Here is a 19,119-nt window from a genome sequence, read left to right on the forward strand (position 1 = left end):
AGTACCGTTTGCAGAATGCTTCATTGTCACATACGCCGTTTTACGGTCTTTTTTATAAGATCAGTAAGGTCGAGTTTGTAGAACCCTTAACCTCTCTGATAGCTCTATACAAACGTTTATTCCTCTATGAACGAGAAGCCGTTTTACTTATTCTAGTGGAAGGAAGAAGTCGTTAAGTCCAGCTTCTCGCGAATGCCGCAAGCTTCGTCAATGCGATTTGCATAACGGCTGATGCTTGCCTGTGAAACACCATAACGACTGACTAAGTCTGCATAGGTTACGGTTCTACGGTGCATCTTAGCCGTCCAATATTCCAGCGCTGCGGCCCAGCCCGTAGATTTATGAAGCTTGGGTACTTCTGGATACACACGGGATAAATAATCAACCCACAGCGTCATCATATCATGCTGCTGTACGACGTCGTATCGTCCTGCCATCCCATCGAGAGCATGCTCCAGCACAGCCTGCCAAGCGCTGTCCCATATCGGCAGCTTAGCTGATTTGCGCCTAGCCTCCAAGGTCAGCGTTTTCCCGCCGAACGTAACGGTTAACGAATCCTCAATGCCGATTGAACGCAGCACGAGAACGGCAACCCGCTTTAATTCGTCTTCCTCGTCCGCATCAATCAAGAAAGACTTCAGCGCTTCAATAACTTCCTCATCGGCTACAAGTCCCAGCGCTTGAATCACCTGAACCTTCGTACGGCGATCCCCGTGCCTTAACGCCCAGAAGAACGACGAGCGGATCAAGGGCTCGCGCTTCAGCGCATCGGTCACTTGACCAGGGCTGTGCTCCCATTGTCGGAACTGCTCCTCGAAGGGGAGGTGGTAATGGTAATGCGTTGGAGGAGCTTCCTCGCCGAAACGCACCTTCTCTAGACGTTTTAAGAAAAATGCAGGAACCGGCGACTCGGAATCCAACCGCTCCGCTTGCTTCCAGTGTTTCTCCGCATCCTCGTACCGCATAAGATTCGTGGCGGCAACCGCAGCAAAATGGTGCAGACTAGGCTCTTCCGCCAGCTCCCCAGTGCGCAGCAGACGGCGAAAGTGACGATATGCTTCCTGATGCTCCCCCACTATTCCGAGCGTTGTTGCCATCTTGAATACATGCTCCGGGTGGAAAGGGACTGTTTTGTTTAATTGGGTAATCAAAGCTTTCAGCGGACCGTCCTGATTGGAGTGTTGATAGAAAATCGCAAGGTTACAAAGCGCATGCAGGTTACCCGGCTCCGCATCCAGCACCTCGGTTATGGTTTCGACCGATTTCTCGAATAGCCCCATATAGTAGTATGCCAGACCTAAGTTATTCCTCGCGGCTAAAAATTCAGGCTCGCGCTGAATAATTTCTTCCAGCATCTTAACCGCCTCGGCAAATTGGCCTGCTTCCAGCAATTCACGGGCCTTGTCATGCGCATAGATATTTTCCTTCGACTTGATCGTCGCAAGCTTCGTTGGCCGATTAAGCTCATAGTTCAACAAATCCAGCAATTCGTCAGCCTCATCCAGGAATTGGCCTTCCAGGTCATTCTCTAAATATCGGACAAGCGCTTCTTCCGCCGCTTCATATAGTTCCATATTGGCATAGTTATTGGCCAAGTAATAGTGGCATTCCGTCATTGCAGGATCGATCTGGTCGAGTACCGAATGAAGAATAACATTGGATTCCTCATAACGCCCCATCTCAGATAGAATACCCGCCATATTGCAATGGTTAACAGGGTTCTCCGGCTCATACTCTACCGCTCGGCGAAAATACTTCAGTGCCTTGTCGTAATGGTAACGATCCAGCGACTGTACGGCTCGTTCAAAGAAGAAGGTAGCGTCCAGACGCATCGGGATCACTTTGGGACGTCGGTTTTTGGCCGCACGTTTCCGCTGACTCATCGGCAAGGCACCTCCTAGTTGTTCTGGGACTCCATCAACCACGATTATAACACAGCCGGAGCAATCCATAAAATAATAACGCCCAACCAGCAAACATCTCTAAAAGCAATGAAGCTGTGAGCTATAAAGACAATTGAATCTCATTTCCATTCCCTTTATAATTAGAGGATTACCCATCGGAAATGAGTGATTTGCCATATTTACGAACAAACACATACCCATCAAAGAAAAAAACATCATCTTAACGGGCTTTATGGGGGTGGGTAAAACCACCATCGGGTTGCATCTGGCAAAAAAAATGTACCGCGATTTTATTGATGTTGATCAAGAAATTGAAAAGCAGCAAAATATGTCTGTACCGCAGATTTTTAAGACCCTAGGCGAAAAAAAGTTCAGGCAAATTGAAAAGGACTATATCGTCGATTTATGCGAAAACTCTCGTTTAAAAATTGTATCACTCGGCGGGGGCGCTTTCATGCAAGAAGAAATTAGAAATGTATGCCTGTCAAACTCCATCGTTTTTTTTCTCGATATCACCTGGGACTCATGGAAAGATCGGATTCACCTCATAATGGATAACAGGCCTGTTTTGCAAGAAAAATCGATGGAAGATATTGAAAAACTGTTTTATTCCCGCCAAAATGCATATTCCCTCAACCATTCAAAAGTGAGTACCGACGACTTGAATCCGGAAGAGGTTGCCGACTATATTGTCCAAACCTTAAAGTTAGAATATAAAATTGATGAACCGAACTATTAGAGATGAACAACCGATCAAATCCTGCTTTATTGTCCAATCTCCATACAGAAAAAAAACCATCAACAAATGGAGATTCCAATTCGTTGATGGTTTTTATTGTCATTATCTGAAGATTATACCCCAGCGTTCTTGAACAGTGTACTGATCGAGCCGCCCTCCATGATAATCCGCGTGGCTTCGGCAAGCATTGGAGCAACAGTGATCACCTTGAACCGAGAGGAACGGTCCTCCGGCAGCAAGATGGAGTCCGTAACGACCACTTCTTTGATGTTCGGATGATCCAATCGCTTCAGGGCCGGTCCAGAGAATAGAGGATGGGTCGCACATACGTATACGTCTTCCGCTCCGCGTTCCTTCAAGCCTTCTACTACGTTTACGATGGTTGTGCCGGTATCGATCATATCCTCGATAATGATCGGTGTACAGCCTTCCACATCTCCAATGACGTGAGTGATGACCGATTCGTTATGAGCTGGGCGTTTCTTAATCATGATAGCAAATGCACAATCCAATTGATTCGCCAGCTTCTCAGCCGTCGAAGCGCGTCCTGCATCAGGCGATACGACAACAGGATTTCGGATGTCCTTGGCTTTCAGATAATCGCTGATCAAATCAAGCGCAGTCAGGTGATCCACTGGAATATTAAAGAAGCCTTGGATTGCCGGAGCATGCAAATCAATTGTAACGATCCGGTGAGCACCTACCGTTGTCAGGACGTCCGCTACCATCTTCGCGGAGATTGGTTCGCGTGGGGCAGCTTTCCGCTCTTGCCTAGCGTAGCCATAGTATGGCAGTACAACGTTAATTGTCCGAGCGGATGCCCGTTTGGCAGCATCAATCATGACCAGCAATTCTACGAAGTAGTCATTGATCGGATGGGATAACGATTGGACGATGAAGACATCGCAATTGCGAATCGTTTCCTCATAGTGAACGTACACTTCGCCGCTCTTGAATCGGGAAAGCTTGATTCTCCCAAGCGGCAATCCGAGGTGATCGGCGATCTTTCCTGCCAATAATGGATTGGATGATCCCGAAAAAATACGAAGTTTGCTGCTGTACATGTGCCCCTCCAAATTTGGCTATTCGACATCAACGTGTCGAAAACCGTCAGTCAACCTATTATACATTAGAATGGCTATAGTTCAAATGGATTTCATTACCCTTTTTCGCCGCTCAAACGTTGCTATTTGTGAATATCCGACATTTTTCAGCATTGTTTGAGCATCCAAGCCTTTATGGCCGACTTTATCGGGATGATGGGCATCGGAACCATATGTTACCGGAATATCGTATGCTTTAGCACGCTCCAACATACTTAGCGAGGGATACATTTCCTTGCAGGGGGCATGAATCCCGGCAGCATTCAGCTCGAAGGCAAGGCCATGCTTTGCAACCGCTTGTAGCGCAGCATCCTCTAGGGGAGCCGAATCCTCTTCCGGACGGAACCCGAACCGCTTAATCGCGTCGATGTGGCCAATGTAATCATACAAACCCGTCGCAGCAGCTTTCTGGATCGCATCGAAATATTGTTCATATGCACCAATGATGCTCCGTCCTTCCCACTGGTGAACTTGCCTGAAATCCGTCACATCCCATGTTCCCAGAAAATGAACAGAGCCGATCACGTAATCCCATGGGTACCCATTCACGATTGCCGCGATTTGCTCCTCGCAGCCTTCGATAAAGTCCCCTTCAAGCCCAACGCGAACGGCGATTCGGTCGCGGTATACATCTTGAAGTCTGAAGCATTCCTCCACGTAATGAGGGAGTTCCTCCATTGACATAGCAATATCGGGGTGATCCTCCGGACTTATATGGACAAGCGGCATATGATCAGACAAACCGATTTGCTCCAGCCCTTTGTCGATGGCGCTTAGAACGTATTCTTCGAGCGTGCCGACCGCATGGCCGCAACGGTAATTATGCGTGTGATAGTCAATGCGCATTGTGCCACCTAATCCTTCTTAACCGGCATCCGATTGCGGAATTCCAGCTCCTGCAGGACTTGGTCGAACGGAATCCCTTGCTCGCGGAGCAGCACCATTAGGTGGAAGATCAAGTCCGCAGCCTCGCAACGCAGCTCTTCTTTGTCTCGGTTTTTCGCGGCAATGATTACCTCGGCCGACTCTTCTCCGACCTTCTTGAGAATTTTATCTAGGCCTTTTTCGAAAAGGTAGGTGGTATAAGCACCTTCTGGACGTTCCGCATCCCGCTTTGCAATCGTCGCTTCCAATCGGCTGAGCGGTCCGAAACGGTCTTCCATCTTATTCCCTTGTTCCGGTACAGTCGTCTCGTTAGCCGAGGCTTCTCGGTAAAAGCAGCTGTATGCCCCCGTATGGCAAGCTGGACCCTTCTGCTTTACCTTCGCTAACAGCGTGTCACCATCGCAATCATAATGCAAGGAGACGATTTCCTGCGTGTTTCCGCTTGTCGCGCCTTTGTTCCATAGCTCGCTCCTAGAGCGGCTCCAAAACCACGTTTGCCCGGTTTCAAGAGACTTCTGCAGCGAATCTCGGTTCATATAAGCCAGCATTAACACTTCTTTGCTGAGGGCATCCTGCACTACTGCAGGAACTAGCCCCTCCGAGCTCCATGTAATTTGCTCTAGTAATTTTGCCCGATCATTTTGTGTCATCTTACGTTCACTCCTTTGCCGCGCAGCGTGTTTTTGACCTCTTGCACAGTGACTTCCTTGTAGTGGAAAATACTTGCAGCAAGCGCAGCGTCTGCAAGCCCATCCGCGAACACATCCGAGAAGTGCGACGCATTACCCGCTCCGCCTGATGCGATCACCGGTATGCCAACGCTGCAGGATACCGCACGGGTTAGCGCGATATCGAAGCCATCCTTAGTACCGTCTGCGTCCATGCTCGTCAGCAACAGCTCTCCCGCTCCTCGGCGTTCCGCTTCCTTCGCCCACTCTAAAGCCCTAATTCCCGTCGAGTTGCGTCCGCCGTGGGTGAATACTTCCCACTCTTGCCACTCCGCGTTAAACTTCGCATCAATGGCCACGACGATACACTGTGCTCCGAACGTTCTCGAGCCGTCTGTAATCAAATCCGGATTGCGTAATGCTGCTGTATTAATGCCAATTTTATCCGCACCCGCACGCAGTAATCGCTTCATATCCTCAACAGCAGATATGCCGCCGCCAACCGTAAACGGAATCGTAATCTCACCTGCGGTTCGCCGAACAACATCAATCATTGTCGCTCGACCTTCGACGGATGCCGAGATATCGAGAAACACTAGCTCATCTGCGCCCTCACGGTCATAGATCGACGCCAGCTCTACCGGATCGCCAGCATCACGCAAATTCACAAAATTAACACCCTTCACGACCCGTCCATCCTTCACGTCTAGGCAAGGAATAATTCGTTTTGCCAGCATAAGGGTCATCCCCCTTCCTTCTTATTCGCCGCCTCTTCTATCAGCTGCTTTTGGTGCTCCGTGCGACGGTTAAAAGTTACTTTTGGAATTTGCTGACTGCTTCTGCGAGGCTAATGCTTCCTGTGTATAGCGCTTTACCTACGATAGCACCGCCAATGCCTTCAGCGGCATGGACAGCAAGATTGTCCAGATCCTCAGGCTTGCTTACGCCGCCAGAAGCAATTACTGTGCGACCGGACACCTTCGCCAGCGACAGAATGGCCTCTACGTTTGGTCCACCCATCATGCCATCCCGGGAAATATCGGTAAAGATGAATGTTTGCGCGCCTTCTCCCGCCAATTGCACGGCTAGATCCTCTGCTTTTACTTCCGATGTTTCCAACCAGCCTCTAGTCGCCACTAAGCCGTTCCGTGCATCGATTCCGATTGCGATTGCTTCTCCGTATTTATTCAGAACTTGGGAAACAAATGTCCGGTCCTCGATTGCCGCCGTCCCCAGAATAACTCTGGAGACACCTAATCCGAGAAGTCGCTCCACATCTTCAACACTGCGCAAGCCGCCGCCCACTTGAACGGGTACATTTACAGCCTTAGCAATACGTCCGATCAGTTCATCGTTTACGGGATGCCCAGCTTTTGCGCCGTCAAGATCCACCAAGTGAATCCATTGCCCCCCTTGCGCTTCCCAATCAAGAGCAGCCGCTACAGGATCTTCGTTGTATATTGTTTCTTGGTTATAATCGCCTTGGACCAAGCGGACACATTTACCTCCGCGAATGTCAATGGCTGGATAGATGATAAATTTAGACATTACTTTTAAAACTCCCTTTTTTTACCGATTCTCAGCCAATGCGACAAAACGCTCCAATAGCGCCATGCCCAGCATCCCGCTTTTTTCCGGGTGAAATTGCATGCCGAATACCGAGTCTCGTCCAACGATTGCCGTCACTGGCTGGTGATAGTCTGTCACCGCGAGTAAATCCGTGCTTTGCTCCGGCAACGCGTGAAAAGAATGGACAAAATACACATGTCCCGGCTCGACATTGTCGAACAGCGGGCTTGGCTGTAAGAACTTAAGCTCGTTCCAGCCCATATGAGGAACTTTGTAGTCTCCTTGGAAACGCACAACTCGCCCAGGCAGCAAACCGAGGCCCTGGTGAGTTCCGTGCTCTTCGCTTTCCGTGAACAATAATTGCATGCCAAGACAAATTCCGAGCAACGGTTTCCCGGATTCAGCATACGCTTTAACGATTTCCACCAATCCGGTTTCCTGCAAATTAGCCATCGCATCGCCGAAGGCACCTACGCCCGGCAGAATCGCTCCGTCGGCCGCAAGGATTTGTTCGGGATCGGATGTCACGATCACTTCGCAGCCCAGTCGCTCTACGGCTTTGCTGACGCTATGCAGGTTACCCATGCCGTAGTCGATAATGGCAATCACTTACAGCACTCCCTTCGTGGAAGGGACGCCCTTCACGCGAGGATCAATCGAAGTCGCTTCATCCAGCGCACGTCCCAGCGCTTTGAACACTGCTTCAACCATATGATGAGTATTCCGGCCATAGTGGACGATTACATGTAAAGTGATACGTGCCTCTAGCGCGAATTTCCATAGAAACTCATGCACAAGCTCTGTCGTGAAGCTTCCCACGGAAGCAGAAGGGAACTCGGCGCGCAATTCAAAATGCGGACGGTTGCTAATGTCGATAATAACCTGCGCAAGAGCCTCATCCATAGGCACGAATACGCTAGCGTATCTTTTAATGCCGGATTTGTCGCCAATCGCTTCTCGAAGAACTTGACCCAGGCAAATACCGATGTCCTCTACCGTATGGTGATCATCAATGTCTATGTCTCCGCGGGCTTCGACTTTCAAATCGAATTGTCCATGCTTGGCGAACAGGTCCAACATGTGGTTAAGGAAAGGTACGTCCGTTTCGATTGAAACCTCACCGGAACCATCTACGCCTAAGGACAGTTGAATGTCAGTTTCATTTGTTTTACGGGATACCGCAGCACTGCGGCTTAACTTCACTTGATCATCATTCATTGGATTTCCCCACCTTCGAATCGAATTTCCACCGCGCGGGCATGAGCTTCCAGGCCTTCATGGCGGGCTAACGTAGCAATACCCGAAGCATCTCTCCTGAGCGCTTCCTTGCTATATCGGATCAAGCTGGACTTCTTCAGAAAATCATCTACATTAAGTGGCGAAGAGAACCGTGCAGTGCCATTCGTCGGCAAAATATGGTTCGGTCCCGCAAAATAATCGCCTACAGGCTCGGAGCTGTATGGACCGAGGAAAATCGCACCTGCTGTCTCTATCCGACCCAGCAGATCAAGCGGATCCTCCGTCATCACTTCCAGATGCTCCGGCGCCAGCTTATTCACGACATCCAGTCCTTCGTCCAGGCTGTCCACGATCAAGATCGCGCCATATTGCTCCAGCGAACGCTGAGCAATCTCGCGCCGCGGCAGCGTAGCCACCTGCCGCGTAAGCTCCGCCGCGACCGCGTCGGCCAACCCCTGCGATGCTGTAACCAGCACCGCAGAGGCCATCTCGTCGTGCTCCGCTTGCGACAGCATATCCGCGGCGATGAACCGCGGATCGGCGCTGTCATCCGCCAGCACGACAATCTCGCTCGGGCCCGCGATGCTGTCGATGTCGACCGCGCCGAACACGGCGCGTTTCGCCAGCGCCACATAGATGTTGCCGGGCCCGCAAATCTTATCGACGGCGGGAATGCTCGCCGTCCCGTACGCTAGCGCCGCTACCGCTTGCGCTCCTCCGACCCGGTACATCTCAGTCACACCCGCTTCCGCGGCCGCCACTAGAATGTACGGGTCGATCCCTTCACGCCCGCCTGTCGACGGCGGCGTCACCAGCACGATCTCCGGCACGCCAGCCACCTTAGCCGGCAGCACGTTCATGAGCACGGACGATGGATACGCCGCTTTGCCTCCAGGAACGTATAGCCCAACCCGCTTCAGCGGCCGCAGCACCATTCCCAGCATCGTTCCATCCGGCGCGACATCCATCCACGTTCCTCGTTTCTGCTTCTCATGGAACGCTGTAATGTTCTTAGCCGCTTGCCGGAGCGCAGTGAGAAACTCTGGCTCCACGCGAGCATAAGCGCCTTGAATTTCCTCGTTTGTTACTCGCAGCTGCTCCGGCAGCAGCGTGGCCTTGTCGAATGCTGCCGTATAACGCAGCAAAGCATCGTCGCCTTCCTTGCGAATGGCCTCCACGATTTCCTTAACCGCCGCATTCTGCTCCGGAGTACCATACTCGCTCTCCCGCTCCAAGCGGAAATTAGACGCTTTTCCGATGTACATGCTCAAACCCCCTGCCTCTCAACCTCTTGCACATAAACCTAGAACTATTTGTCTAATTATCCCTCGCAAATCATACACTGTGCTTTCTATTTTCCCAAGCTCATCCCCGAGCATGAATAGCCACACCAAGCCTATCGCACAGCGCTTGGATCGCACTATTCTTCAACCGGTAGCTCACCCGATTGGCAATCAATCGACTGGTAACCTGGAACAATGTCTCCATCTCCACCAAGCCGTTATCCTTCAAGGTCTGTCCAGTCTCCACCATATCGACGATCCGGTCAGCTAGACCGATCAGCGGCGCAAGCTCGATAGAGCCGTTCAGCTTAATGACTTCCACCTGCTGGCCTTGCTCGCGGAAATATTGGGAAGCCACGCTCGGATATTTCGTCGCTACGCGAGGATGAATGACCGGCTTCCAGTTCGGCAGCCCGATGACCGACATCCGGCATTGGGCGATTCCCAGATCCAGCAGCTCGTATACATCCTTATTCTCTTCCATTAACACGTCTTTACCAACAATTCCGATGTCTGCGACACCGTATTCCACATAAGTAGGTACATCGACCGGCTTCGCCATAATAAATTCCATATTCGCTTCAGGCACAGGAATAATCAAACGGCGGGAATCGTCGAAATCCTCGGGAATCGGAAGCCCCGCCTGGCGGAAAAGCTTGCTTGCCTGCTTATAGATCCGCCCCTTAGGCATGGCAACCTTTAGAATTCCTCCGTTTGTCATGCTAATTCCCCCTCATCCGTACCGATTTCCAACAAAGCCGTATACTCCGTGCCCCGATAAACAAAGCTTCCGTTTGCAGCGGCTGCCTTAACCGCCTCCAGCTCGTTCTCATTAGCCGGTGTAAGCAACTCCGTCACGACTGCCTGACCTCTTTCACGCAGGCGCTCTGCCCCCATTAAAGCCGAGCGGCGCAATGACGGGCCATAAATAATTAACGTTCTGCCCATTTCTTCCGCAGCATCCTCCACAACGTCGAGAATACGAGTCGTCTTAATCGCGAAACCTGTCGCATGCGCAGGACGGCCAAACTGAGCAAGCAGATTATCGTAACGTCCGCCGCTGCATACTGGGAATCCTAGATGAGAGGCATAACCTTCGAAGGTCATTCCCGTATAGTAAGAAAAATCCCCGATCATCGTTAGGTCGATGAGAACGTGCTCTTGCACGCCATAAGCGGCCAGAACGTCCCAAACGGCGCACAAATGACGGATTGCCGCTTGCGCATCTTCATTCGCACTAAGCTCTAACGCCTGATTGCATACTTCCTGTCCGCCGCGAAGCCGTAAAATATGCTCCAGCTCTTGCTGCCAAGCCGCGTCAATCAATAGCTTACGCAGAATATCCCGATAACCGACATGATCCCTTTGCAGCAAACATGCCTTTAAAGCCTCCTGTTCACTCTCACGTCCAGGCAAGGTTTCCTCGAACAAGCCATTCAGAAAACCTACATGGCCCATCGCAATCTTAAACGACGGCACCCCTGCCGCTTGCAGCGAAGCAATAGCAAGCGCGATGACTTCCGCATCCGCTTCTGGAGATGAATCGCCAACAAGCTCTACGCCCGTTTGGAAAAATTCCGCTTCGCGCGCCGCTTCCTCTTCGAACGCACGGAACACATTGCCATGGTAGCTAAGCCGAATCGGAAAAGGCTGCTCCTTCAGAAGCGATCCGACCACCCTGGCAATCGGCGCAGTCATATCGGAGCGTAACACAATCGTAGTCCCGCGCTGGTTCAACAGCTTGAATAGCTTCTGGTCGGAGGTGCTGCTTGCCACCCCTACTGTATCGTAATATTCGATTGTCGGTGTCATAATCTGCTCATAGCCCCATGTCCGCATACACTCCAGCACATTACGCTCGATGCGGCGCAGCTTTGTTACTGCATGAGGAAGATAATCTTTAACGCCCGTTGGTTTCTCGAATACTTTAGGTTTCGTCATTCTGCATACCCCTCGTTTCCATCTCTATCCTAATCATTCGTAATCAATCACGATTTACTTTATTACGTTAAAGTGCTACCAAGTTACCATACTGCCAAAATAAAGCGGTTAGTCGTTATATTACCATGCCGATAACGCTCAGTCAATCCCGGAAAATGCGCCTGTTATAACGTTCCATTCTAACACTTCGTATTGACAACCCACTAGACCCCAGTTCGCACAAGACCAAAAAACCTGCACAGCTATATGTGCAGGTTTTCCTTAGGCATTTATTTTAGCCGCCAAGCTAATCGCTCTTGCGTTCAATAACTCTCAGCGGGTTACCCCCGACGAAGGTACCGGCCGCTACATCCTTATGAACGACAGATCCCGCAGCAACAACGGCTCCGTCTCCAATCGTAACGCCCGGAAGAATCGTAACGTTAGCTCCGATCATCACACCCGAGCCAATCCGAATGTCGCCTAGACGATATTCCTTGATTAAATATTCATGAGTCAACAAAGTGGAATTATATCCAATGATCGTATTGTCGCCTATTGAAATTCGTTCCGGAAAGAAAACGTCCACCATAACCATTAGCGCGAAAGCCGTATGGCATCCCACCTTCATGCCGAGGACCCGTCTGTATATCCAGTTTTTCACGGGTAAGCTCGGACAATACCGCGTTAGCTGAATGAACAAAAAGTTGCGAACAGCCTTGAACCGCGATATCGTCCGATACATTTGCCAAAGCGCATTCGGTCCTTCCACCGGATACCGCTCCACATTTCTCAAGCATCGACACCTTCAATTCCGCATAGAGTCAGAAGCTCTTTCATTTCCCGCAGCATATGAACGGCACCGGCCTCAAACAGCTTTTCTTCCCCTTTTAACGACCAGGCTACGCCTGCCGGCACAGCTCCTGCAGCTATAGCCGACAGCATGTCAACGGTGCTGTCTCCCACCATAATGGTTTCGGAAGGATCCGAGCCCAGCGCTTGAATCGCCTTGGCAACCGGCTCCGGATGCGGCTTCGCATGCTCCACGTCATCTAGAGAGACAATCGCCCCCATGTATTTGAACATCCCTAGAAGCTCCAGAGCTCGGATTGTCGTTCCCCTCATTTTAGTGGTTACGATACCTAGGCGGATTCCAGCGTTATGAAGCTGTGGAACGACCTCAGCGACTCCCGGGAACAGTGAAACCATCTCATCATGACGAAGAAGATTGTATTCCCGATAGGCCCCAGTCAACCCTGCAACATCTTTCTGCCCGGAGAATTGCTGCAATTGTACCGTTAAAGGCTCTCCCATGCTCGGGATAATATGCTCGCGGTTAAAGCCAGCAGGCACGACACCCTTCAAAGCATGAAGGAACGACTCGATAATAAGCTCATTTGTATCAATAATGGTTCCATCAAGATCAAACAGAACGGTTGTTATTTTCTTCCTTTGGGTCATTCTCCATTTTCTCCGTTTCTTTTCTTGCAGCTTCTTTATGATTAACGAGAGGATCGTTGTAACGCTCTATGGCATTTCCCCTCTGGCGACGTACAACAATAAACACGATACCAAAAAGAATGATGAGAATAGCGAACAGCTGCGAACTGCGCACATTACCTTCAGCCGCATCCAAATATCCAGCTTCGAAAACGGATGTCATTGGTGACCATAAGCTGTCCATCAATGAAACCAGCCAAGTCGGACCGTGGAACGCTAAGCTGTCTGTCCGTAGACCTTCGATAAAGAAACGACCAATGGAATACCAGATAAAATAGGTGAAAAATAGCTCGCCCGCTCGCAAGAACTTCTGACGTCGAACAATGAACAGGATAACTAATCCCAGCAAGCTCCACAACGATTCATAGAGGAATGTCGGGTGGTGGTACGTTCCGTTAACGTTCATTTGATTCACGATAAAAGCTGGAATATGTAATGTATCGCTCAGAAAAGACTTCTCAACCGGACCGCCGTACGCTTCTTGATTAATGAAATTTCCCCAGCGTCCGATCATCTGTCCAATCAGCAAGGATGGCGCACAGATATCGACGATTCGCCAGAAATCAAAGCCCTTAGCACGGATATAGAAGAACCCGCAAATCAAGGCTCCAATTATCGCACCATAGATAGCGATTCCGCCATTCCATATTTGTATGATTTCTCCGGGGTGTTCTGAGTAATAATCCCATTTGAAGGCTACGTAATATAACCTAGCAGCGATAATAGACGACGGCACTCCGTAAAGCATAAGATCCAGGAAGAAGTCGGAGGTTAGTCCGAACCGCTTCCCTTCCTGAATGGCGATCAGTAAACCGGCTAATGCCGCCAGACCCAGAGTGATTCCATACCAATGCACCGTCAAAGGTCCAAGCGTAAACGCAATCGGATCCAAAAGTAATGGAAACATGGTTATCCTCCAATTTTCTTTTTCTATTCGTAATCCTCTTCCGAGATAGCCTCGGTTAATTTATTCGTGAATTGCAAGGCAGCATTGTAGCCCATCCGTTTCAAGCGGAAGTTCATCGCAGCAACCTCAAGGATAACCGCTAAGTTACGACCGGGACGAACGGGAACCGTCAATAGAGGGACTTCCGTCTCGATGATCTTCGTTGTTTCTTCATCCAAGCCCAGACGATCATACTGCTTATCTTGCTGCCAGTTCTCTAGCTTGACGACTAAGCTAATGCTTGTCTGGTTTCTTACCGCTCCGGCTCCGAATAAGGTCATAACATTTAGAATACCAAGACCGCGGATCTCCAACAGATGCCTGATTAAGTCGGGTGCAGTGCCGAATAGGTTGTTGTCTGACGTCTGCCTAATTTCTACCGCGTCATCGGCAATCAAACGGTGTCCGCGTTTAACAAGCTCAAGCGCTGTCTCGCTCTTCCCGATACCGCTGCCTCCGGTAATAAGCATCCCCACTCCGTACACATCGACAAGCACCCCGTGAATCGTAGCCGATGGAGCAAGCTTCTTCTCTAAGAAATTGGTAATACGGCTAAGGAGAATCGTTGTTGCCACTGTGCTTCTAAGCACGGGAAAGTTTCTTTCGTTTGCAATATTAATTAACTCACACGGTGTTTCTAGTCCTCGCGTAATAATGATGCAAGGGGTTTCCTCATGGCATAAACGCTCCATCCGATCATGCCGTTCCTCAGTCGTTAACGTCTCTAGGAACGCAAGCTCCGTACGACCAAGTATTTGCGCTCGATCTGCAGGATAATAATTAAAGTAGCCAGCCATTTCAAGTCCCGGACGGTTCAAGTCGTCCGTACTAATGATCCGACGTAATCCATCTTCGCCTGCTACAATTTCGAGGTGAAATTGCTGCACGAGCTCTGATACTCTCACTTTTTTAGCCATCGTACAGCTCCCTTCCTAGTTTCCTCTATCATCGTAACCAAAAAAATCACACAAATCAATTAGAGGATCAAAACAAGCTAATCTGAATCTAAAACAAGAACAAAAACCGCCCGGCCATCGGCCGAACGGTTTCGCTTATGAAGACGAACTTCTTATTTTTTATTAAGGTTCAATTCGGACTCAAAGATGTTCTCTTCGGTGTCTTTGTCGAAAACATGAATTTTGTTCATGTCGATCGCAAGCTTGATATTTTGGTTCTCGCGCAGGCCGGAACGTCCATCAACGCGAGCGATAACGTTCTCTTTGCCAAGGCCGTTCAAGTATAGGAACATCTCGTGACCGAGGTTCTCGGATACTTCGATAGTTGCGTTAACAACGCTGTTCGGAGAAGCTTCGATAAATACCGGCTCTTCGTGGAAATCTTCAGGACGAACTCCCAAGATAACTTCACGACCGATATAGCCTTTACCGCGAAGGAACTTTGCTTTGCCTTCTGGAACTTCAACGTTAAAGCCTGTTGCACGGAAGCGTACTGCTCCGCCATCTTCAACCAGCTGACCTGTGATGAAGTTCATCGAAGGAGCGCCGATGAAGCCAGCAACGAACAGGTTAAGCGGGTGGTTATATAAAATTTCAGGAGTAGCAGCTTGTTGAATGAAACCGTCTTTCATAACTACGATACGATCACCCATTGTCATCGCTTCTGTCTGGTCATGGGTTACGTAGATACAAGTTGTTTCCAGACGCTTCATTAACTTGGAGATGTTAGCACGCATTTGTGTACGCAGCTTAGCATCCAAGTTGGAAAGCGGCTCATCCATCAAGAATACTTGCGGTTCACGAACGATTGCGCGGCCCAAGGCAACACGCTGACGTTGACCCCCGGATAATGCTTTCGGTTTACGCTCAAGCAGATGCTCGATTTCGAGTGTACGAGCAGCCTCGCGTACGCGGCGATCGATTTCGTCTTTGCGGAATTTACGCAATTTCAAACCGAATGCCATGTTCTGATAAACGTTCATATGAGGGTACAAGGCGTACGATTGGAACACCATTGCGATGTCGCGATCTTTCGGAGCTACGTCATTCACGACGCGGTCACCGATGTACAGCTTGCCTTCGGAAATTTCTTCAAGACCTGCGATCATACGCAGCGTGGTCGATTTACCGCAACCGGAAGGACCAACGAGAACGAGAAATTCTTTATCTTGGATATCCAAGTTAAAGTCGGTTACCGATGCTTTGTCGGTACCTGCATATTTTTTCCATACATTTTCTAAGCGAACGCCTGCCATTGTATTTCCCCCTAAACTTCGTTTGAAGGTACAGGAATATCTTAACCCACACCCGGGGCAAATGACTATGCACAAAGCATACAAAAAATTCATTTCCTTTTCGTGACTTTGTACAATAGCAATAAAATCCGAACTAATACTGCATCGTTAAATGAACGGACATCCAAGCCTGCTTCGTTCTTTATCTTATCTAATCTATATAGTAGAGTATTGCGGTGGATATAAAGTTTTTTGGCTGTCTCGCTTACGTTACAATCCATGGAGAAGAAGGCGTCAAGCGTCGATACCGTTTCTGAATCCGTGAATAAATCCGGCCTGCCCATCATTTCCTCAACGAATCGGGATCTTACCGTTTCCGGGATTCCGCTTAGCAATCTTTCAAGATGTACGAGCCAAGGTAAATGGATTTGCATGCCCATATGGAATTTGCGTCCGAGGAATATCGTCTCCCGTAAAGTCCCTACAGTCCGCACTACGCTCTCTGAAGGTACGATTGGATCTCCTACAGCAATATGACACTCTCCGCCCCATTCTCCTGTAATTAATTGGTGAAGACCCTGAGCCAAGGTGGACAAAATTTCTTTAGTCTCCTCGTGTCCCAGGACTTCATCCCCATCGCTTTCGGCTTCCGTCAGCACTCTATCACTGCTTAGAATAAGCCACTCGTGCTCTCTAAGAGGAATCAACAGCGTATCGTCTGCAATGAAGGTACGAATTGTCTTCTCTAGCTCGCTATATGCAGGCTCTTTCTCTTCGACCTGCTCGAAAAGCACTACAAAAGGAACCATGCCATCGAATAAGCGATTTCGAAGCTCCATCCGATCGGGAACCTCCGCTCTCCACTCTCCCGCCGTAACCGATTGCTGAATCCATTCCCCGAGCCTTCTAGCCTGACGCTCCAAATCCGATGTCCCGGATACTGGCCGTGCTCCGCCTTGTTGAATTGCCCATCCTAGCAGTTGTTTCTCCAAAGGCGACAAGACCGCTCCCATCTCAATACAATGCAGCTCTGAGCCATTCACGCGAGTGACCATCAGGCACACTTTCTTCAGTTGGACGGTATCGCCTACTTCTGGATGTTTCTTTCCGCCTTCCCGTTCCCACTCTGCTCCCGTTATCACTTTGGAAACGACTGACGCGTTTAAAAGTTGCCCTAATTGCTGCAGCCTAGTTTTATTCATCGTTGAAGCCCCTCTGTCCGCGATGATAAGCGTAATATGCGACAATTGTATCACACTTAATACTTAACCGGGGATCCTTCAGCGCAGTACCAACAGGATTACGATCGAGAGCAGGGAAAATACGGCGGCTATCAGGTATAGGAAAGATACAGTCTGAACCTGTGTCAGCCCCCATTTCATTAGGCTATGATGAGTATGAAGGTTATCCGCATGATGCAAGCCTGATCCTTTAATTAATCTGCGCGTAAATACGATCGCTGTATCTAGAATCGGGACTCCCAGCGCTAGTAAGGGAACGGATAAGGATAATAATGTCGCTCCTTTAAGAGTACCATCGATAGCGGTTACCGCTAATGTGTATCCCAAGAAGGTAGCGCCGGCATCACCCATGAATATACGGGCAGGATGGAAGTTATAAGCTAGGAATGCGAGGCATGAGCCCGCTAAGATAACAGCTACCAGTGCAGTATCGGTATGATTGGCTATTATGGATGCGGCGAATATTGTTAAAGAGGAGATCGCGCAAACGCCAGACGCTAAGCCATCAATCCCATCAATAAAGTTCAGCATATTAATCAGCGCGAATACCCAAACCACCGTGAACAAAGCAGCTGCCGCAGGAGAGAATAATATCATTCCCGCAGAGGTTGGTGAAGTTATTCCCTGTATGGAGATTCCCTGCCATACTGGGATGAATGCAACTCCTATGTATATAAGCAGTCTAGGCCAGACCGGAAACTCCCGGCTGCGCGACTTATATCCATCATCCAATAAACCAATGGCGACCAGAGCAATCCCGCCATAAAAAATCGTCTTATACAACGAAGGATGTCCCATGAATAGAAATGACGTAACGATAACACCAGCGAAAATAGCCACACCGCCAGATAAAGGAATAGGCTCTGGATGGATTTTACGGCGATTAGGCTGATCTACAAACCTTGCCCGTATAGCTAAGCTCCGAACAAGCGGGACGAGCAACATAACGACTGTAAATGCGAATGCTAAGGCGTACAAATAGATCATGGCCTTCTCCTCAATGGAAAGATTAGTACTTAACTTTCCCCCATTCTCACAACTCGCATACGAACAATCGGGTCTTTTTTTACAACAAAAAAACAGACATTTTCACGTCTGCGTGATTGATAACTATATGGTGAGTCATGTAGGATTCGAACCTACGACACCCTGATTAAAAGTCAGGTGCTCTACCAACTGAGCTAATGACTCAAAACTGGTGGAGGATGATGGATTTGAACCACCGAACCCGAAGGAAGAGATTTACAGTCTCCCGCGTTTGGCCACTTCGCTAATCCTCCACATTACAAACCGGTTTTATTGACCGGAGTAAAGAATGGTGGCTCGAGACGGAATCGAACCGCCGACACGAGGATTTTCAGTCCTCTGCTCTACCAGCTGAGCTATCGAGCCATATCCACATTACTGGTATTTGGTGCTTTGTAAATAAAATGGCGGAGCTGACGGGATTCGAACCCGCGGTCTCCTGCGTGACAGGCAGGCATGTTGGGCCACTACACCACAGCTCCAAGATAATAATGGTGGAGGCTGACGGGATCGAACCGCCGACCCTCTGCTTGTAAGGCAGATGCTCTCCCAGCTGAGCTAAGCCTCCATGAATGGGTGAAAGAAAGTATGGTAGCGGCGAAGGGAGTCGAACCCCCGACCTTTCGGGTATGAACCGAGCGCTCTAGCCAGCTGAGCTACACCGCCACATTTAAACACAAGGCTTGCGCCTTGAAAACTGGATGCGAACCCGTGCGACAAAGTCGTCACGGCCCGTATGTCAGCAGGCAGTGTTGCGAAGCAACATGTTGCAGACATACGAAACAAAGCGGTTAGTCGAGACAACACTTGCGTGTTGCTCTTAGAAGAAGGTGTATAACATGTCTTACCGTGTCATTCGTGACGACTTCGTCGCACGTTTCGCTTAGGATAAGCCCTCGACCGAT

Annotated in this window: 19 protein-coding genes and 6 tRNA genes; 1 reads left to right on the plus strand and 24 read right to left on the minus strand. The window is 49.5% G+C overall.

Going from position 1 to position 19,119, the window contains the following annotated elements; genetic code table 11:
- Positions 1–152 precede the first annotated feature (152 nt).
- Positions 153–1,883: a tetratricopeptide repeat protein gene (locus tag ACESLK_RS08985; protein ID WP_373228974.1), complete on the minus strand. Its 1,731-nt coding sequence runs from the start codon at positions 1,881–1,883 to the stop codon at positions 153–155.
- A 253-nt stretch (positions 1,884–2,136) separates the two neighbouring features.
- On the opposite strand from ACESLK_RS08985, the gene ACESLK_RS08990 reads away from it, so the two are divergent.
- Positions 2,137–2,643, plus strand: coding sequence for a shikimate kinase (locus ACESLK_RS08990; RefSeq protein ID WP_373228975.1), 507 nt, complete (start codon positions 2,137–2,139; stop codon positions 2,641–2,643).
- A 113-nt stretch (positions 2,644–2,756) separates the two neighbouring features.
- Here the strand turns inward: ACESLK_RS08990 and ACESLK_RS08995 are convergent, their stop codons facing one another.
- From ACESLK_RS08995 to ACESLK_RS09105, 23 genes are all read right to left on the minus strand, one after another.
- The gene (locus ACESLK_RS08995; protein WP_373228976.1) at positions 2,757–3,707 is read right to left on the minus strand and encodes a ribose-phosphate diphosphokinase; all 951 of its coding nucleotides are present in this window, start codon (positions 3,705–3,707) and stop codon (positions 2,757–2,759) included.
- 81 nt (positions 3,708–3,788) lie between these two features.
- On the minus strand, positions 3,789–4,592 hold the full coding sequence (gene hisJ / locus ACESLK_RS09000) for a histidinol-phosphatase HisJ (RefSeq protein ID WP_373228978.1): 804 nt from the start codon (positions 4,590–4,592) through the stop codon (positions 3,789–3,791).
- A gap of 8 nt (positions 4,593–4,600) precedes the next feature.
- Positions 4,601–5,281, minus strand: a complete 681-nt coding sequence (gene hisIE / locus ACESLK_RS09005; protein WP_373228979.1) for a bifunctional phosphoribosyl-AMP cyclohydrolase/phosphoribosyl-ATP diphosphatase HisIE — start codon at positions 5,279–5,281, stop codon at positions 4,601–4,603.
- Positions 5,278–6,036 carry an imidazole glycerol phosphate synthase subunit HisF gene (gene hisF / locus ACESLK_RS09010; protein WP_373228981.1) on the minus strand — a complete coding sequence of 253 codons (759 nt, stop codon included), beginning with the start codon at positions 6,034–6,036 and terminating at the stop codon, positions 5,278–5,280. Before hisF ends, hisIE begins: the two co-directional genes overlap by 4 nt.
- A gap of 76 nt (positions 6,037–6,112) precedes the next feature.
- Positions 6,113–6,847 carry a 1-(5-phosphoribosyl)-5-[(5-phosphoribosylamino)methylideneamino]imidazole-4-carboxamide isomerase gene (gene hisA, locus ACESLK_RS09015; RefSeq protein ID WP_373228983.1) on the minus strand — a complete coding sequence of 245 codons (735 nt, stop codon included), beginning with the start codon at positions 6,845–6,847 and terminating at the stop codon, positions 6,113–6,115.
- Between the two features lie 21 nt (positions 6,848–6,868).
- On the minus strand, positions 6,869–7,477 hold the full coding sequence (hisH, locus tag ACESLK_RS09020) for an imidazole glycerol phosphate synthase subunit HisH (protein ID WP_373228985.1): 609 nt from the start codon (positions 7,475–7,477) through the stop codon (positions 6,869–6,871).
- On the minus strand, positions 7,478–8,086 hold the full coding sequence (gene hisB, locus ACESLK_RS09025) for an imidazoleglycerol-phosphate dehydratase HisB (protein WP_373228986.1): 609 nt from the start codon (positions 8,084–8,086) through the stop codon (positions 7,478–7,480).
- Positions 8,083–9,372, minus strand: coding sequence for a histidinol dehydrogenase (gene hisD, locus ACESLK_RS09030; RefSeq protein WP_373228987.1), 1,290 nt, complete (start codon positions 9,370–9,372; stop codon positions 8,083–8,085). The genes hisB and hisD overlap by 4 nt, the downstream gene beginning before the upstream one ends.
- A 100-nt stretch (positions 9,373–9,472) precedes the next feature.
- Positions 9,473–10,111 (minus strand): ATP phosphoribosyltransferase, encoded by a 639-nt coding sequence (gene hisG, locus ACESLK_RS09035; protein WP_373228988.1) that lies wholly within the window; start codon positions 10,109–10,111, stop codon positions 9,473–9,475.
- Complete coding sequence (locus ACESLK_RS09040) at positions 10,108–11,331, minus strand: ATP phosphoribosyltransferase regulatory subunit (protein ID WP_373228990.1); 1,224 nt, start codon at positions 11,329–11,331, stop codon at positions 10,108–10,110. Before ACESLK_RS09040 ends, hisG begins: the two co-directional genes overlap by 4 nt.
- A gap of 286 nt (positions 11,332–11,617) precedes the next feature.
- On the minus strand, positions 11,618–12,106 hold the full coding sequence (locus ACESLK_RS09045; RefSeq protein WP_373228992.1) for an acyltransferase: 489 nt from the start codon (positions 12,104–12,106) through the stop codon (positions 11,618–11,620).
- Positions 12,103–12,771: a pyrophosphatase PpaX gene (gene ppaX, locus ACESLK_RS09050; RefSeq protein ID WP_373228994.1), complete on the minus strand. Its 669-nt coding sequence runs from the start codon at positions 12,769–12,771 to the stop codon at positions 12,103–12,105. Before ppaX ends, ACESLK_RS09045 begins: the two co-directional genes overlap by 4 nt.
- Positions 12,734–13,723, minus strand: coding sequence for a prolipoprotein diacylglyceryl transferase (lgt, locus tag ACESLK_RS09055; RefSeq protein WP_373229012.1), 990 nt, complete (start codon positions 13,721–13,723; stop codon positions 12,734–12,736). Before lgt ends, ppaX begins: the two co-directional genes overlap by 38 nt.
- Positions 13,724–13,740: 17 nt before the next feature.
- A complete protein-coding gene (gene hprK / locus ACESLK_RS09060; protein WP_373228996.1) occupies positions 13,741–14,673 on the minus strand; it encodes an HPr(Ser) kinase/phosphatase in 933 nt (310 codons plus the stop codon).
- Between the two features lie 152 nt (positions 14,674–14,825).
- Positions 14,826–15,968, minus strand: a complete 1,143-nt coding sequence (locus ACESLK_RS09065) for an ABC transporter ATP-binding protein (RefSeq protein ID WP_373228998.1) — start codon at positions 15,966–15,968, stop codon at positions 14,826–14,828.
- 89 nt (positions 15,969–16,057) lie between these two features.
- Positions 16,058–17,149 (minus strand): PucR family transcriptional regulator, encoded by a 1,092-nt coding sequence (locus tag ACESLK_RS09070; protein ID WP_373229000.1) that lies wholly within the window; start codon positions 17,147–17,149, stop codon positions 16,058–16,060.
- A gap of 78 nt (positions 17,150–17,227) precedes the next feature.
- A complete protein-coding gene (locus ACESLK_RS09075; RefSeq protein ID WP_373229002.1) occupies positions 17,228–18,175 on the minus strand; it encodes an MraY family glycosyltransferase in 948 nt (315 codons plus the stop codon).
- A 128-nt stretch (positions 18,176–18,303) separates the two neighbouring features.
- Positions 18,304–18,379 (minus strand) — tRNA-Lys (locus tag ACESLK_RS09080).
- A gap of 5 nt (positions 18,380–18,384) precedes the next feature.
- Positions 18,385–18,468 (minus strand) — tRNA-Tyr (locus tag ACESLK_RS09085).
- Positions 18,469–18,504: 36 nt separating this feature from the next.
- Positions 18,505–18,580: transfer RNA gene (locus ACESLK_RS09090), tRNA-Phe, on the minus strand.
- A gap of 39 nt (positions 18,581–18,619) precedes the next feature.
- A tRNA-Asp gene (locus ACESLK_RS09095) sits at positions 18,620–18,696 on the minus strand.
- A 10-nt stretch (positions 18,697–18,706) separates the two neighbouring features.
- A tRNA-Val gene (locus ACESLK_RS09100) sits at positions 18,707–18,782 on the minus strand.
- A gap of 21 nt (positions 18,783–18,803) precedes the next feature.
- Positions 18,804–18,880: transfer RNA gene (locus ACESLK_RS09105), tRNA-Met, on the minus strand.
- Positions 18,881–19,119 lie beyond the last annotated feature (239 nt).

Source organism: Cohnella sp. (genome assembly GCF_041640265.1).
Taxonomy (GTDB): Bacteria; Bacillota; Bacilli; order Paenibacillales; family Paenibacillaceae; genus Cohnella.

What these genes read in the sequence shown, in the direction of transcription:
- hisIE (WP_373228979.1), bottom strand. Translation starts at nt 5,281, where the DNA reads ATGACACAAAATGATCGGGCAAAATTACTAGAGCAAATTACATGGAGC.
- ACESLK_RS09075 (WP_373229002.1), bottom strand. Translation starts at nt 18,175, where the DNA reads ATGATCTATTTGTACGCCTTAGCATTCGCATTTACAGTCGTTATGTTG.
- hisG (WP_373228988.1), bottom strand. Translation starts at nt 10,111, where the DNA reads ATGACAAACGGAGGAATTCTAAAGGTTGCCATGCCTAAGGGGCGGATC.
- ACESLK_RS08985 (WP_373228974.1), bottom strand. Translation starts at nt 1,883, where the DNA reads ATGAGTCAGCGGAAACGTGCGGCCAAAAACCGACGTCCCAAAGTGATC.
- ACESLK_RS09040 (WP_373228990.1), bottom strand. Translation starts at nt 11,331, where the DNA reads ATGACGAAACCTAAAGTATTCGAGAAACCAACGGGCGTTAAAGATTAT.
- hisF (WP_373228981.1), bottom strand. Translation starts at nt 6,036, where the DNA reads ATGCTGGCAAAACGAATTATTCCTTGCCTAGACGTGAAGGATGGACGG.
- hisA (WP_373228983.1), bottom strand. Translation starts at nt 6,847, where the DNA reads ATGTCTAAATTTATCATCTATCCAGCCATTGACATTCGCGGAGGTAAA.
- ACESLK_RS09070 (WP_373229000.1), bottom strand. Translation starts at nt 17,149, where the DNA reads ATGAATAAAACTAGGCTGCAGCAATTAGGGCAACTTTTAAACGCGTCA.
- ACESLK_RS09065 (WP_373228998.1), bottom strand. Translation starts at nt 15,968, where the DNA reads ATGGCAGGCGTTCGCTTAGAAAATGTATGGAAAAAATATGCAGGTACC.
- hisB (WP_373228986.1), bottom strand. Translation starts at nt 8,086, where the DNA reads ATGAATGATGATCAAGTGAAGTTAAGCCGCAGTGCTGCGGTATCCCGT.
- ACESLK_RS08990 (WP_373228975.1), top strand. Translation starts at nt 2,137, where the DNA reads ATGGGGGTGGGTAAAACCACCATCGGGTTGCATCTGGCAAAAAAAATG.
- hisD (WP_373228987.1), bottom strand. Translation starts at nt 9,372, where the DNA reads ATGTACATCGGAAAAGCGTCTAATTTCCGCTTGGAGCGGGAGAGCGAG.
- ppaX (WP_373228994.1), bottom strand. Translation starts at nt 12,771, where the DNA reads ATGACCCAAAGGAAGAAAATAACAACCGTTCTGTTTGATCTTGATGGA.
- hprK (WP_373228996.1), bottom strand. Translation starts at nt 14,673, where the DNA reads ATGGCTAAAAAAGTGAGAGTATCAGAGCTCGTGCAGCAATTTCACCTC.
- hisJ (WP_373228978.1), bottom strand. Translation starts at nt 4,592, where the DNA reads ATGCGCATTGACTATCACACGCATAATTACCGTTGCGGCCATGCGGTC.
- ACESLK_RS08995 (WP_373228976.1), bottom strand. Translation starts at nt 3,707, where the DNA reads ATGTACAGCAGCAAACTTCGTATTTTTTCGGGATCATCCAATCCATTA.